This window comes from Pseudomonas sp. AP42, from assembly GCF_001728935.1.
Classification (GTDB): domain Bacteria; phylum Pseudomonadota; class Gammaproteobacteria; order Pseudomonadales; family Pseudomonadaceae; genus Aquipseudomonas; species Aquipseudomonas lactis.
In genome coordinates, this window is record NZ_LYSO01000064.1 from 1 (window position 1) to 14,341 (window position 14,341).

A 14,341-nucleotide genomic window follows, 5' to 3' on the forward strand; every position below is an offset into this window, starting at 1 on the left:
GGTTACTGTCGGCTACAACCGGACAGGCCGTTTAGCACCGAAAGAATCACAAGAAGTTTTGTACAGCAGCCTAGGACTCAACTTGTGTCCAGGCGCTGAAGCCGGTTTTTTCCCACGACCCTTTAAGGTTGCTGCTAGGAACATTCACCCCAACCGCGCAGCTGCCCGCGCAACAATCTCCCCGCGTACTCTGCGTGACTCCGCCGTGCGCTTGTTGGCTTCCTCCAGCACATGCCGGGGCGCCGTTTCTGGGCGGCCGGAGTCAAACGGTGGGGCTGGCGCGTATTCGATTTGCAGTTGCACCAGTTGCGCCGCCGCTTCGCTGTACAGCTCTGCGGCCAGGGTCAGGGCAAAGTCGATGCCGGCGGTGATCCCGCCGCCGGTAAACAGGTTGCCGTCACGCACTACACGCTCTTGCACGGGGATGGCACCGAGCGGGGCGAGCAGGTCGTGGTAGGCCCAGTGGGTGGTGGCCTTGCGACCCCGCAGTAACCCTGCCGCGCCCAATACCAATGAGCCGGTGCACACCGAAGTCATGTAGCGCACTGTCTGTGCCTGGGCCTTGAGAAAATCCAGGGTTTGCGGGTCTTCCATCAACGGGCCCACACCGGCGCCGCCGGGTACGCAGAGCACATCCAGGTTCGGGCAGTCGGCATAAGTGATGGTCGGCGTGAACACCAAGCCCGTGCTGGAGGTGATCGGCGCGAGGTCTTTCCACACCAGGTGCAGTTTCACGTCTGGCAGCGAACCGAGGACATCATAGGGGCCGGTAAGGTCCAGTTGCTGGATGCCGGGGAACAATAGAAAGCCGATCTGCAAGGTCATGATTCAAGTTCCGAAAGGGATGGACGTCCTTACTGTAGAAGCCTAGGCTTTGGCGAGTACGCCATTGAGCCCACTAATCTCGCCAATCATGCCAAAAATTATTCATGTACTCGCGTTTGAGAATGTCCAGGTGCTCGATGTCACCGGGCCTCTACAAGTGTTCGCATCGGCTAACGATCTGGCGCGCCAACGTGGTTTGCCATTGCCCTATGCGGTCAACGTCATTGCTACTCAGGCTGGGCCGGTGATGACGTCGGCCGGCCTGGCGCTGCTGGCCGAGGCGTTGCCCGCCATTGACCAGCCCTGCGACACGCTGGTGATCGCCGGTGGCTGGGGTGTGTACGGTGTTGCCGAGGACCCGACGCTGGTGCAATGGGTGCGTGATAAATCCCGGCACACCCGGCGCATGGCTTCAGTGTGCACCGGAGCTTTTCTGCTGGCCGCCAGTGGGTTGCTCGATGGTTGCCGCGTGGCCACGCACTGGACGCGTTGTGAAGAGCTGGCGCGCAAGTTTCCTGCGCTCACGGTGGAGGCCAATCCGATTTTCATCCAGCAGGGCGCGGTGTGGACGTCTGCTGGCGTGACCGCCGGGATCGACCTGTGCCTGGCTCTGGTAGAGGATGACCTGGGGCGCGCGATTGCCCTGGAAGTGGCGCGCCACTTGGTGGTGTTTCTCAAGCGCCCCGGCGGTCAGTCGCAATTCAGCGTGACGTTATCCCTGCAAAAGAGCGACAGCCGCTTTGCCGAGCTGCATGCCTGGATCGCCGATAACCTGACGCTGGAGTTGAGCATCGCCACCCTGGCGGCCCAGGCTGGCATGAGCGAGCGCAGCTTTGTGCGCCACTACCGCACCGAGACCGGCCAAACCCCGGCACGCGCCGTGGAACTGATCCGCGTCGAAAACGCACGCCGGCAACTGGCAGACAGCACCACCTCCATCAAACGTATCGCCATGCAATGCGGTTTTGGCTGTGAAGAGACTTTGCGCCGCAGCTTTCTGCGGGCCTTGTCAGTGACGCCTCAGGCGTATCGGGAGCGTTTTTCACCGCTCCAGTAGTTCCAGCAAAGCTTGAAGCGTGACCTGGGGCGCTTCCTGGAAAACATTGTGGCCAACACCGGGCAACACCTGGCGGCGATAAAAACCGCTGAAGTGCTCCACATCGTCATCCAAAAGCGGCGGCGGGCCCACACCGTCGTCGGCCCCGCACAACGAAATACTCGGTACCGATATCGCCGGTTGTGGCACCAGCGCCTGCTCGATGTATTCCAGCGCGGGATCACCTGGCGCATACATGAAGCGATGGCGATAGGAGTGAATCACCACCTCGACAAAATCCGGATTATCAAACGACGGCGCAGTCAGCGCGTAGCGGCTTGGCCCTTCGGCCCAGGACGGTGACCACAGCGACCAGAGCAATTGGCAGAGTTCACGCCGGTTGGCCGTCAAGCCATCGACCCCGCGCTGGGTGTGAAAGTAATACTGATACCAGAGCCGGCGCTCTGTCTCAGGTGACCGGGGCTTGAGCGACTGGCTGATGGCCTGAATGTTGTAGCCATCGCCGGTCACCAGGCCGCGTACCCGCTGCGGCCACAGTGCCGCCACAATACAGGCGGCGCGCCCACCCCAGTCAAAGCCGGCGAGGGTGGCTTGCGGGATGGCCAAGGCATCCATGAAGTCGAGCAAGTCCTTGGCCAGCGCCGCCTGTTGGCCGGAGCGCATTACCTGCGTGTTGATAAACCGCGTCGGGCCATACCCGCGTAAATACGGGACCAGTACCCAATAACCGCGTTCAGCCAGCACCGGTGCGATGTCGTCGTAGCCCCGTGGGTCGTAAGGGAAGCCATGCAACAGGATCACCGGGTCGCCCTCGACGGGGCCGTGGGTTTCGTAAGCCACATCAAGCAGGGTGGTGCGCACATACAGCAGTGCGGGTGGGGTGGTCACGGTTGCCATACGGTCTTCTCCCCGCTGAGCTTGCGGTCCAGGAACGTTGCCGCGCTGATCAACGCCAAATGGCTCAAGGCCTGGGGTGTGTTGCCCAGGTGCCGGGCCTGGCTGTCGAACTCTTCGGCGTACAACCCCAGCGGGTTGGCGTAACGCAGCAACTGTTCGAATTCCAGATGGGCTTTTTCCACTTGCCCGGCGCGCGCCAGGCATTCGACGTACCAGAACGAGCAGGCGGCAAACGCGCCTTCGACGCCTTGCAGCCCATCGATCTGGCTGTCGTCATTGCGGTAGCGGTAGACCATGCCGTCGCGCACCAGGCTTTTCTGGATCGCTTCCAGTGTCGACAGCCAGCGCGGGTCCGTGGCGGCGACGAAGCGCACCAGTGGCATCAACAGCATGGAGCCGTCGAGGGCGGTGCTGCCGATATGCTGCACAAAATGCCCGCGTTCTTCGTTCCAGAAGTTCGTCCAGATGTCGGCGTAGATCGCCTGGCGTGTCTGGTCCCAGCGTGCGAACGGCGCTGGTAGTGAACGTTTGGAGGCCAGGCGAATGGCGCGGTCCAGGGCCACCCAGCACATCAGGCGTGAGTGCAGGAAGTGATGCTGCTCACCGCGCATTTCCCAGATGCCTACGTCTTTGTGGTTCCAGATCTCACACACTTGGTCGACCACTTCCACCGTGTGTTTCCAGCCTTGGTGGGAGATGGCTTCGCCGTATTTGTTCACCAGGTAAACCGCGTCCATCAGTTCGCCATAGATATCCAGCTGGATCTGATCGAACGCCTCATTGCCCACCCGAACCGGTTGGGCGCCGCCGTGGCCGCTCAAGTGGTCGAGGGTGGTTTCCGGCAGTTCCTGGCGGCCGTCGATGCCGTACAGGATGTTGATCTTGGTCGGCTGGCCGCAGCAGTCGCTGACCCGGCCCCTGAGCCAGCGCATATAGGCGTTGGCTTCCTCGACGAAACCCAGGCGCATGAACGCATACACGGTGAACGAGGCATCGCGGATCCAGGTATAGCGGTAGTCCCAGTTGCGTTCGCCGCCGGGCGTTTCCGGCAGCCCGAACGTGGCCGCGGCGATGATGGCGCCGTGTTTGCGCGAGGTCAGCAGTTTCAGCGCCAGGGCCGAGCGGTTGACCATCTCGCGCCAGCGCCCGCGGTAGTTGGACTGGCTGATCCAACCGCGCCAGAACTTCAAGGTGCGCTCCAGGTAGAGGTCGGTACAGTCGTTGGTGACGCGCGCATCCTCCTGGCCGCCGAGGACAAACTCAGCGCCTTCATCCTGGGCGAGGGTAAACGTGGCGAGGGCGGTGTTGTCTTGCAGGGTCAGCGGCTGGCTGCCAATCAGGCGCAGGCCGGGCTGGCCGCTGGCGGTGAACACTACACTGGCAGCGTCTGCCTTCGCTTCGGTGACGGCCCGGGCATAGTCGTGGCGCACGGCGCAGCTCAGATGGATCGTCGCCTTGCCACTGACCACCCGTACCCGCCTGATCAGCAAAGGCAGCTCATCGACGTTTTCGCTGACGGTCAGCAGGTCGGTGATCTCCACCACCGCTTCATCGCTCAACCAGCGGGTTTGCAGCACGTTGGTGTCGGGCAGGTAGATCTGCTCGCGGCGGGCGTTGGGCAAGTCCGGGGTGAGCTGGAACGTGCCGGCCTCGGGCGTGTCGAGCAATGCGCAGAACACCGAGGGGCTGTCGAATTCCGGCCAGCAGAAGAAGTCGATGCTGCCGCGGTCATTCACCAGTGCCGCGCTGCGCATGTCGCCGATGATCCCGTGGGCATCAATGGCGCTTTGCGGTTCGTTCTTGAAATCAACCATTGCCACGGAACTCCGGGTAGAGGCTCATACCGCCATCGATGAACAAGGTGCTGCCAACCACATAATCAGAGGCATCGCTGGCCAGCCACACCACGGCATTAGCCACGTCTTCGACGTCACCGACACGACCATAGGGGATCAATTTAAGCAGCTCTTGTTCTGCCGCGCCTTCGGTGGCCGCACGGTTGATCGCCGTACGAATGGCCCCCGGTGCGATGCCGTTGATGCGAATACGTTGCTCGCTGACTTCCTGGGCGAGGGTGCGCATCAGCATTTCCACGCCGCCCTTGGACGCGGCGTAATTCACATGCCCGGCCCAGGGGATGACTTGATGCACCGAACTCATATGGATGATTTTGCCGGCGGCCCGTGACACACCTTCGCGAATACCCTGGCGATTGAAGATACGCACCGCGGCCCGCGCGCACAGGAATTGCCCGGTGAGGTTGACGCCAATCACCGTGTTCCAATCCTCAAGGCTCATATCCACCAGGTTGGCGTCTTTTTGCAGGCCGGAGTTGGCCACCAAAATATCCAGATGGCCGAAGGCGTCGAGGGTTTGCGCGAACAGGCGTTCGACATCGGCCTCCTTGGACACATCGCCGCCAATCGCCAGCGCCTGGCCGCCGTTGGCATTGATCTGCGCGGCAAGGGCCTCAGCCGGTGCCGCCTGAGAGTTGTAGTTGAGCACCACCGCCGCGCCTGCTGCGGCGAGGGCTTTGGCCGCACCCGCGCCAATGCCGGAACTGGCCCCGGTGACCAGGGCCACTTGTTGCCGCAAGGAAATCTGCATCGCCCACCCACCGTTTTATGAGAGTCCTTCTTGCTGACTGGCGGCGGGGAGCGGAAGTTCACCCCCAGGCGTTTACGCCCAGCGCGGGTAAACGCGCGACTTTATCGTATGATGCTGAAAACAAAGGGCAATACAGGAAGCGATGGAATGCATGCGTGGGCCGATACCAGATTGATCAAACTGTTAGTCAGCGGCGTCTTGGCCGTTTTATCACTGACTCAAACAGCCCTATGCCTCGCCGATAACAGCAATGGTAAAACGCTGTATCTACAGCGCTGTGCTGTGTGCCATGGGCCCGATATCAAAGGCACGGGGCCATTGGCTAAAAAAAGTAATCCGCCAACCCCCGACCTGACAACCGCCGCCTTCAAGAAACGACTCCATGATTATCCGGGCGTTATCGTCTCCTCGGTCATCCTTCGCCCCAATGGCAACCTGATCCCCAAGACGCTGCAAGACAATGGCGTAAAGATCGCGCCGCATGCCTGGAGCGTTAAAGACTTTCGCGATTTGCATCAATACATGACTGAGGTCATTTCAAACAAATAGCGGGGGGCGATGAGCAGTAATTGCCCCGCTTAATAGGAAGCATTACTATTCACGCCCCGCCTTCCCAGTGCTCCCGTGATGACTCCTCAGCCGCCCCGCAGAACAGGCTTTTTCGAGCACTACGAAGAGTTGATCGGCACCTGGACACGTCGCCTGAGAAACCGTCAGCAGGCCGAAGACCTGGCGCACGACACCTTCGTGAGGGTGCTTGAGTCCGCTGCCTGCGAGGTTGCGCAGCCGCGCGCCTACCTGCATCAAACCGCGCGCAATATTGCAGTGGACGCGTACCGCCGCGAAGACCGTCGCGAAGCGTTGACGCTGCAGGCGCTTGATCACAGCACACCCCATAGCGGCGATCCGGAGCATTACATGCACGCGATCCAGTTGGCCGACGCCATCGAGCGGGCGCTGGCCGAGTTGCCGCTCAACTGTCGCAGAATTTTCATCTGGCAGAAGATCGAAGGGCTCACCCAGCAGGAAATCGCCACACGCCTGGGGCTGTCTAAAAACATGGTGGAAAAGTATATGATCCGCACCCTGCGGCATCTGCGTGATCGTCTGGATGCGAGCGCGCCATGACCGGCTTTGAAACAGGATCTTCCACGATGGATAACCGTGTCCGTGATGAGGCCGCGCAGTGGTTTGTGCACCTGCAAGACGGCCCATTGAGCGCCCAGGAACGTCAACGTTTCGATGCCTGGCGTGGGGCGCATCCCGCGCATCAGTACGAAATCGATGTGCTGCAAGGGCTATGGAGCGCTACGGATTTACTGCCCAAGGCCCGCTTGCAGGCGCTGGGCGACGCGCCGGTCGAGCGCCCCGGTCGGCGTGCGCTGATGCGTTATGCCGTGGCCGCCAGTGTGGTTGCCGTTGCCGTGGGTTTGAGTGTGTTCAGCGTGTTTGAGCCAAAGCCCTACAATGCCGAATTCAGTACGCAGGTGGGCGAGCATCGCCAGGTGACTTTGCCCGACGGCTCAGTGATGGACCTCAACAGCCGCAGCGTGGTCGCGGTTCACTACGCACAGGGCCAGCGGGGCGTGGAGCTCAAGCAGGGCGAGGCGATGTTCAGCGTTCAGCATGACGCCGGCCGCCCGTTTGTCGTCGCCGCCGGGGCAGGGCAGGTGACCGTTACCGGCACGCGCTTTGATGTGCGCCTGGATGCGGACCAGACCCGCGTGGCGGTCGAAGCCGGCACGGTCAAGGTGCAGGGCCAGGCGTCCGATCACATCCTCACGCTCACCGCCGGGCGTGGCACCCATGTCGACCCCCAAGGCGAAGTGGCAGCGGCCTACGCGGTGAACCCTGAAGAACTGACCGCGTGGCGCAGCGGTAAACTGGTGTTCAACAACGCCACCCTGAGTGAGGTGGCGCGGGAAGTGTCGCGCTACCGCGAACAACCGCTGCGCGTCAGTACGGCAGCGGTGGGTAACCTGCGCCTGACCAGCGTCTTCAAATCCAACGACACCGACGCCTTGCTCAAGGCCTTGCCTCACATCCTGCCGGTCGCCTTGCGCACCTTGTCGGACGGTAGCCAGGAAATTATTTCACGCTGACATTCAGGTTTTTTTCGAGTTCTTCGTCTTCTCCTGCAACTGCAACTGGTTTGCATTAACGGCCGCGCATGCTTGCGATCACAGGACTAGGTTCGACGTGAAAAAACTCGCCCTCCACAACAATAAAATTTCCCGCTGGGCGCCCTTGGCCCTGGCCGTTGTCATCTGTACTGCACAGGCTGCCGAGGGCATCCACATTCGTGCCCAACCCCTGGGCGCAGCTTTGAGCCAGTTGGGCCAGCAGACCTCGCTGCAAGTGTTCTTCAGCCCCGATATGGTTGCCGGCAAGCAAGCCCCTGCGGTGGATGGCAACCTCTCGCCCGAACAAGCCCTGCGCCAATTGCTGCAAGGCAGTGGCCTGGATTATCAGATTGACGCCGGTTCCGTGACCTTGCGCCCGCTGAGCAACGGCACCGGTGAAGCCGGCTCGCCGCTGGTGTTGGGTGTGACCGACATCAAAGTGGTGGGCGACTGGCTCGCCGATGCCGATGCCGAAGTGGTGCAGAACCACCCCGGTGCGCGCACGGTTATTCGCCGCGAAGCCATGGTAGAGCAGGGCGCGATGAACGTGGGTGATGTGCTGCGCCGTGTGCCTGGCGTACAAGTGCAGGAATCCAACGGCACCGGCGGCAGTGATATTTCCCTCAACGTCGGTGTACGCGGGCTGACGTCGCGCCTGTCGCCGCGCTCCACCGTGCTGATTGACGGCGTACCGGCGGCGTTCGCTCCCTACGGCCAGCCACAACTGTCGATGGCGCCAGTTTCCGCCGGTAACCTGGAAAGTATCGACGTTGTCCGTGGCGCGGGTTCGGTGCGTTATGGGCCACAGAACGTTGGCGGCGTGATCAACTTCGTGACCCGCGCGATCCCGCAAGACTTCTCCGGGGAAGTCGGCACCACCCTGCAAACGTCTGCCCACGGTGGCTGGAAGCATGTGGAGAACGCCTTTATCGGCGGCACGGCCGACAACGGCATCGGCGCCGCGCTGCTGTACTCTGGGGTCAACGGCAATGGTTACCGCAATAGCAACAACGGCAACGACATCGATGACGTGATTTTCAAGACCCACTGGGCGCCGACTGATCAAGACGATTTCTCGCTGAACTTCCATTATTACGATGCCAGCGCCGATATGCCCGGCGGCCTGACCCAGCAGCAGTTCGACGCCAACCCGTACCAGTCGGTGCGTGACTGGGACAACTTCAGCGGGCGCCGCAAGGACGTGTCCTTCAAGTACATCCGCCAGATCGACGACCGTACCCAGGCCGAAGTGCTGACTTACTATTCCGACAGCTTCCGTGGCAGCACCATTGCCAACCGCGACCTCAAGACCCTCAGCTCCTACCCGCGCACCTACTACACCTTCGGCATCGAGCCGCGTGTGTCCCATGTGTTCGACCTGGGGCCCAGCACCCAGGAAGTCAGCGTGGGTTATCGCTACCTCAAAGAAGGCATGCACGAGGAGGCCAGCAGCCTGAACCTGGTCAACAACGTGCCGACGCCGGGCGGGCAGAGCGACGGCCACGTATACCAGGACCGCACGGGGGGGACCGAAGCCAACGCCTTCTATATCGATAACAAAATCGATATCGGCAAATGGACCATCACCCCCGGCATTCGCTTCGAAGACATCCGCACCGAATGGCATGATCGTCCGGTCGTGGCCCTGAATGGCAAGCGTACCGAGGAAAAACGCCGCGAGGTCCACAACAACGAACCGCTGCCGGCGCTGAGCGTGATGTACCACGTGTCTGACGCTTGGAAATTGTTCGCCAACTACGAAACCTCCTTCGGCAGCCTGCAGTATTTCCAATTGGGCCAGGGCGGTACCGGCGACCAGACGGCCAACGGCCTGAACCCGGAAAAGGCCAAGACCTACGAGGTCGGTACGCGCTACAACGACAGCGTCTGGGGCGGCGAAGTGACGCTGTTCTACATCGACTTCTCGGATGAACTGCAATACGTCAGTAATGACGTGGGCTGGACCAACCTCGGCGCCACCAAGCACAGCGGTATTGAAGCATCGGCCCATTACGACCTGTCCAACCTCGACCCGCGCCTCGACGGCCTCACCGCCAACGCGGGCTTTACCTACACCAAGGCCACCTCCGAAGGTGATGTGCCGTTCAAGGGCCGTGACCTGCCACTGTATTCCCGCCAAGTGGCGACCCTGGGCCTGCGTTACGACGTCAACCACTGGACCCACAATCTGGACGTCTATGCTCAGTCCGGCCAACGTGCGCCAGGCACCGGCACCACCTATATCACCCAAGGCACTGCGGATGGCCAATACGGTGATATCCCAGGATATGTCTCGGTCAACGTGCGCAGTGGCTATGACTTTGGCGCGCAACTGTCGAACCTGAAGCTGGGGGTGGGTGTGAAAAACGTCTTCGACCAGCAGCATTACACGCGCTCCAGCGACAACAATGCCGGGTTGTACCTGGGTGAGCCTCGCACGTTTTTCGTACAGGCGAGCGTGGGGTTCTGATCTGTTGTCGGTAGGAAAGGTCGCAACTCCAGGGTTGCGATTTTTTTTGCCTGGGTCAGGCGCTCTGCTCACTCATAACCGGCAGGCCACCCTCAGTTTCCTACGTCGCCCCCGCACAGATTATTGCTGGCTCAGGAACTGATTCCGACGCAAAACCACACATGGGAAAGCTAATGGGCTTCGACATTACGTTGGAGCGACAAGCTGAAAATCGCCCACTGTCATGGAGAAACGTATGTCGGTATCGATGTCGGATGCACCCGTCTCTGCGTCATCAACGCCTGACCTCTCACCGGCCAATACCAAGGCCGAGATCAAAAACACCCGCCAGGCGCCCGCAACGCCTTCCTTCAATGGTCAGCAGGCTGCCCATGTGAATTTTCAAACCGGGGACAACAAGGCCGGGCCTGTATTCAGTCATCACCAGGCGCCAACCACCGCGGCAGATGTGCTTGGGCATCACCACAGCCCCCCGGACATGCAGAACTTCCTGAGCCAACTCAAGCACTGGATCAGTCACTGGTTTTCTGGGCATCGGCCACCCATGCATCCTGGTTGTGGGCATCCGCCGCCACGGCCGAACCCAGGTTGCAGCAACCCGCCACCCAGGCCGAACCCTAGTGAGTGCAACCCACCACCACGACCGGATCCCACCGCATGTCGGCCGTATCCGCCCGCCCCCGGCAGGCCAGACGCGCCGTATTCTCTCAAGAGTCGAGAAGAGTTGGCGCAGCAGTTGCGTGACAGCTTCAATGCCTTCAGAGACCCGAAGAACCCTGGCTCTATCAGCGTTGACAGCATTCTTGCGATGGCAAAAAGAGGGTGGTCGCCCAACCCGGTCATGAACGAGAACATTCGCCTGGCCAATGAGTTGCTACGACGTCCGGAACTGATGGCCGCGCTGGATCGGCACGGTTCCACGGGCGCTTTGGATGGCCTGGTCGACCGGCACAGCCTGAATGCGGTGATCCAAGGGGAAAACTACTTCAAGTACAAGACTGACAAAGAGCTGGCCGGTGAACTGCTTGAGCATTTTGACGAGTTGAAGGACGGTAGCGGGGGCTCAAGCCTTAAAATCTGCGACTTGAAAAAGTGGGCATGCAAGCAGCTCACCGGCGACGCGGCCAAGGACCACCTGATCCAGTTGGCCCAGGAAATGCTCAAGCGCAGTGACGTGCTTGAGCGGATGGATAACCGCGCCAGTAAAGATGACGATGGGAAGATCAGCCGTACAGGCCTGTACCTGTTGTCCCGCTGAGCCTTCTTCAGGCGTCGCCTCTCGGAGGCGGCGCCAGTCCTATATGTTTCAAGGAACGAATCACGCCCAATTGCCACATAAGTGGTACTTGCGGTTGCGACTCGCGCCGTCGCTTTTCAGATTCTGAATGAGGGAAAAATATGCCTTCAACCTCGTTTAATTCTCGCCCAACCGGGCCCATCAAACTCCTGCGTAATACCCAACCTGAAAGTCTGCCAGTCTCCCAGGACCGCGCACCCTCGTGCAGTTTCCCTTTTGCGTCGACGGAATATGAGGCACAGGCGCGGCGCATGAAAGCTTATGCCGGCCAGCTTAAATTCCAAGCGCCTGTGTCGGACGATTTTTCCCGAGGCATGCTGGCAGACCCACAGGTTAAGGGGCAGGGTACTGATTCGTTGAACGACACCGGCTTGATCAACTGCCTGACCAGTTGGTGGCGCAGGCGCAAACTGGATTAGCCGTGGCTGAGCACGGTTTACATATTGTCATGGGTATTTATCGTCCACTCGGAACTGTCGAGTTCATCCAACCACACATGAGGTGCCTGCCTGAGTGGAGTCCAGTCGTTGATTTTGCCCATCAAGGTAACGTCAACCCAGCGGATATGCATCTGAACAGAGTTGGAGAAAACCCATGACAATCGAGGGTGTACTACCTTCCCGGCCTCTCCCCCCCGACAGGCCGGCCTTACAACCAACCAAGCCACCACCGGCCACCGCTGAAACCTGGCATGAAAGCTCTTCCACGTCCCCGCTGGAAGGCCCGCTCAAACCGCGTCTTTTTCGTGCACCCTTGTCTGCTCTGCGTCATCGAGACTTGCAGAACTTATCCATTGAGCGGTCCAGTGGTGCCCTGCCGAGTGCAACGTCAACGGATAGCCAGTTGGCTAAAGCGCTGGAAAAATCCTTCGCCTCGCTGCACTCGTTCCTGAATGATGGGCGCCTGACCTGGCTGTCTTTGCAGCGGATCGCCGCTCATCCTATGGGGGAAAGCGAGGCGCTGGATGACGTGATTCAGGTCGTGGGGGAAATGCTCAAGCGCCCGCGCTTGAGTGACGCGATCTTCAGCCGTGACGGCGATATCACGCGCGATAGCCTCAATACGGCTGCCCAGGCTTTGCCGGGGAACAGCTCGGCGAATGTGTTCAGTCAAGACCCGTTTCATGCGCAAGGCAATGCGCAGGTGGTGGAGGCACTGCAAAGCCAGTTTGCGCTGTTGAGAGACGAGACCATGGATCGAACCTACCTGTTTGAACAGCATCAGTACGTTGAAATCGCCAGGCTCAGGGAGGTCATGCAGGACCCGTACGAGGTTGATCAACAGGGCGCGCCCGTGCTGGATACGTCCACGGGCATGCCCCAGCCCAAATACAGCGAACTCTGCGTCTACACCGCCAAGAACATTATTGAACGCCCAGGCTTGTTGCCCTCATTGGAGCGTGCAAATGTCACTCGACTATTTGGCCCACCTCACAAAGAGGGGTGGCTGAGCAACAAAAGCCTTGAACGGTGGCATGAGCAGGACGCCGCTCGCAAGGCACGCTGAAAAGCGAGCTATACCTTGAGGATTTTGCCACTGATGGCCACTGCCGCCAGCAATACCGCGATCAGGATGAAGGCAGTACTCAAGCTGCTGCCATGGGCGATAAAGCCAATCATGGCAGGGCCGGCGAGAATGCCGGCATAACCCAGTGTGGTGATGGCTGGCACCGCAATATGTTCCGGCATCACTGTTTGCTTACCCACGGCGCTATACAGCACCGGCACGATATTCGAACACCCGGCACCCACCAGCGCATACCCGAGCAGCGCCGTTTCCCACGCTGGCAATAGGGTTGCGAGGAGCAAGCCGGCACAGGCCAGCGCGCCACCGATCACAATCACCCGTGTGGGCCCCAGGCGTCGAACAATGGCATCGCCGGTCAGGCGTCCAGCGGTCATGGTCAAGGCAAATGCCGCGTAGCCCAGGCCGGCGTAAGCCTCATCCAGGCCGCGCTCGGCGCTCAAAAACACAGCACTCCAATCCAGTACGGCGCCTTCAGCCAAAAAGACGATGAAACACAGGCAACCGATAAACAACACCACCCCATGGGGCACTGCAAATGCCGGCCCTGAGCTTTCACTGCCATAAGGCAACAAGTGCGGTGCAGCCTTGAACAGCGCTGCCAGCGTGATAACCACCACCACCAGGGTTGCCTGCAATGGCGACAGCCCCAGGCCCAGCAACCCGGCAACGCCCGCGGCGCCGACAATGCCCCCCAGGCTGAACAAGCCATGGAAGCCCGACATCATGGTTTTGCCACTGGCGCGCTCAACGATCACCGCTTGCAAGTTGACGGTGGAGTCCACAGTGCCCAAGCCCGCGCCAAACAGGAATAACCCAGCAATCAACAACGGGATCGAACTGACGGTGGCCAGCATCGGCAGGGCCATGCAGATCATCAGCGTCCCTGCGGTCAGCACCCGTCGGCAGCCATAGCGCGAGGCCAGCGCGCCCGCCGCCGGCATTGCGATGATCGACCCCACACCCAGGCACAATAACAGCAGCCCAAGGGTGCCTTCATTCAGGTCCGCACGCGCCTTGGCGTACGGCACCAACGGCGCCCAGGCCGCGATACCAAAACCTGCGATAAAAAAAGCGATGCGGGTCGACATCTGTTCCAGCCGCCCAGGAACCACGGGGGCAGGGGTGGAAATGGCAGTCATGAAAAATCCTTGGTTTGGCGTTCAACGAACGATGTCCGGCGCGACATCCTTGCACATCAGGCCCTCTCGAGCGAGCCGGGTTCCCTTGGTGTTACGGGGGGCGAGGCAATTTTTTTACAAACACGGAACGCTTTGGTCACCGATGACCACGTAGAAATGATCGAGCCTGTAGGAGGGGAGCTGGAAGGTGTGTAATCCCTGTGGGAGTGGCTGAACCCCAGGTTTCTTGCGGCGGATTACCACCTTCCAGCTCACTTTCCACAGACTTGGCGTTGTAATACGCCGCAGTCCCGCTAGGTAGAGACGCGGGGGCGATATCAGTGGGGGATTGCCATGTTCCCGGGGTAAGAGGGGGCATTGCTGTGGGGGAGGCCTGACGCCCCGCGATCCAAATGTGGG

At 60.5% G+C, this 14,341-nt stretch carries 13 protein-coding genes; 8 read left to right on the forward strand and 5 right to left on the reverse strand.

The window, feature by feature from the left end:
- Window positions 1-144: 144 nt before the first annotated feature.
- Entirely contained in the window at window positions 145-825 is a 681-nt protein-coding gene (inhA, locus tag A7K61_RS19950) for an isonitrile hydratase (RefSeq protein ID WP_069558197.1), read from the reverse strand.
- 88 nt (window positions 826-913) lie between these two features.
- On the opposite strand from inhA, the gene A7K61_RS19955 reads away from it, so the two are divergent.
- Complete coding sequence (locus A7K61_RS19955) at window positions 914-1,882, forward strand: GlxA family transcriptional regulator (RefSeq protein WP_069558198.1); 969 nt, start codon at window positions 914-916, stop codon at window positions 1,880-1,882.
- Here the strand turns inward: A7K61_RS19955 and A7K61_RS19960 are convergent.
- Genes A7K61_RS19960 through A7K61_RS19970 form a run of 3 tightly spaced genes read right to left on the reverse strand, consistent with a single transcriptional unit; the run spans window position 1,868 to window position 5,386 of the window.
- A complete protein-coding gene (locus tag A7K61_RS19960; RefSeq protein ID WP_069558199.1) occupies window positions 1,868-2,779 on the reverse strand; it encodes an alpha/beta fold hydrolase in 912 nt (303 codons plus the stop codon). The genes A7K61_RS19955 and A7K61_RS19960 overlap by 15 nt on opposite strands.
- A complete protein-coding gene (locus A7K61_RS19965) occupies window positions 2,767-4,593 on the reverse strand; it encodes a glycoside hydrolase family 15 protein (protein ID WP_044273586.1) in 1,827 nt (608 codons plus the stop codon). Before A7K61_RS19965 ends, A7K61_RS19960 begins: the two co-directional genes overlap by 13 nt.
- Window positions 4,586-5,386: a glucose 1-dehydrogenase gene (locus A7K61_RS19970; protein WP_047710491.1), complete on the reverse strand. Its 801-nt coding sequence runs from the start codon at window positions 5,384-5,386 to the stop codon at window positions 4,586-4,588. The genes A7K61_RS19965 and A7K61_RS19970 overlap by 8 nt, the downstream gene beginning before the upstream one ends.
- A 147-nt stretch (window positions 5,387-5,533) precedes the next feature.
- On the opposite strand from A7K61_RS19970, the gene A7K61_RS19975 reads away from it, so the two are divergent.
- The 7 genes from A7K61_RS19975 to A7K61_RS20010 all read left to right on the forward strand — a co-directional run bounded on the left by A7K61_RS19975 (window position 5,534) and on the right by A7K61_RS20010 (window position 12,782).
- Complete coding sequence (locus tag A7K61_RS19975) at window positions 5,534-5,935, forward strand: cytochrome c (protein ID WP_044273588.1); 402 nt, start codon at window positions 5,534-5,536, stop codon at window positions 5,933-5,935.
- A gap of 78 nt (window positions 5,936-6,013) precedes the next feature.
- A complete protein-coding gene (locus tag A7K61_RS19980) occupies window positions 6,014-6,514 on the forward strand; it encodes a sigma-70 family RNA polymerase sigma factor (RefSeq protein ID WP_044273589.1) in 501 nt (166 codons plus the stop codon).
- A 26-nt stretch (window positions 6,515-6,540) separates the two neighbouring features.
- Window positions 6,541-7,488 (forward strand): FecR family protein, encoded by a 948-nt coding sequence (locus tag A7K61_RS19985; protein WP_069558200.1) that lies wholly within the window; start codon window positions 6,541-6,543, stop codon window positions 7,486-7,488.
- Window positions 7,489-7,585: 97 nt separating this feature from the next.
- The gene (locus A7K61_RS19990) at window positions 7,586-9,979 is read left to right on the forward strand and encodes a TonB-dependent receptor (RefSeq protein WP_069558201.1); all 2,394 of its coding nucleotides are present in this window, start codon (window positions 7,586-7,588) and stop codon (window positions 9,977-9,979) included.
- Between the two features lie 235 nt (window positions 9,980-10,214).
- Window positions 10,215-11,237 carry a type III secretion effector protein gene (locus A7K61_RS33205; protein ID WP_171905483.1) on the forward strand — a complete coding sequence of 341 codons (1,023 nt, stop codon included), beginning with the start codon at window positions 10,215-10,217 and terminating at the stop codon, window positions 11,235-11,237.
- Between the two features lie 290 nt (window positions 11,238-11,527).
- Window positions 11,528-11,695 carry a type III secretion effector protein gene (locus A7K61_RS31555; protein WP_080751060.1) on the forward strand — a complete coding sequence of 56 codons (168 nt, stop codon included), beginning with the start codon at window positions 11,528-11,530 and terminating at the stop codon, window positions 11,693-11,695.
- A 424-nt stretch (window positions 11,696-12,119) separates the two neighbouring features.
- Window positions 12,120-12,782 (forward strand): type III secretion effector protein, encoded by a 663-nt coding sequence (locus tag A7K61_RS20010; protein ID WP_228391192.1) that lies wholly within the window; start codon window positions 12,120-12,122, stop codon window positions 12,780-12,782.
- Window positions 12,783-12,790: 8 nt separating this feature from the next.
- Here A7K61_RS20010 and A7K61_RS20015 read toward each other — a convergent pair whose 3' ends face one another.
- Complete coding sequence (locus A7K61_RS20015; RefSeq protein WP_044273597.1) at window positions 12,791-13,942, reverse strand: MFS transporter; 1,152 nt, start codon at window positions 13,940-13,942, stop codon at window positions 12,791-12,793.
- Window positions 13,943-14,341: the final 399 nt, after the last annotated feature.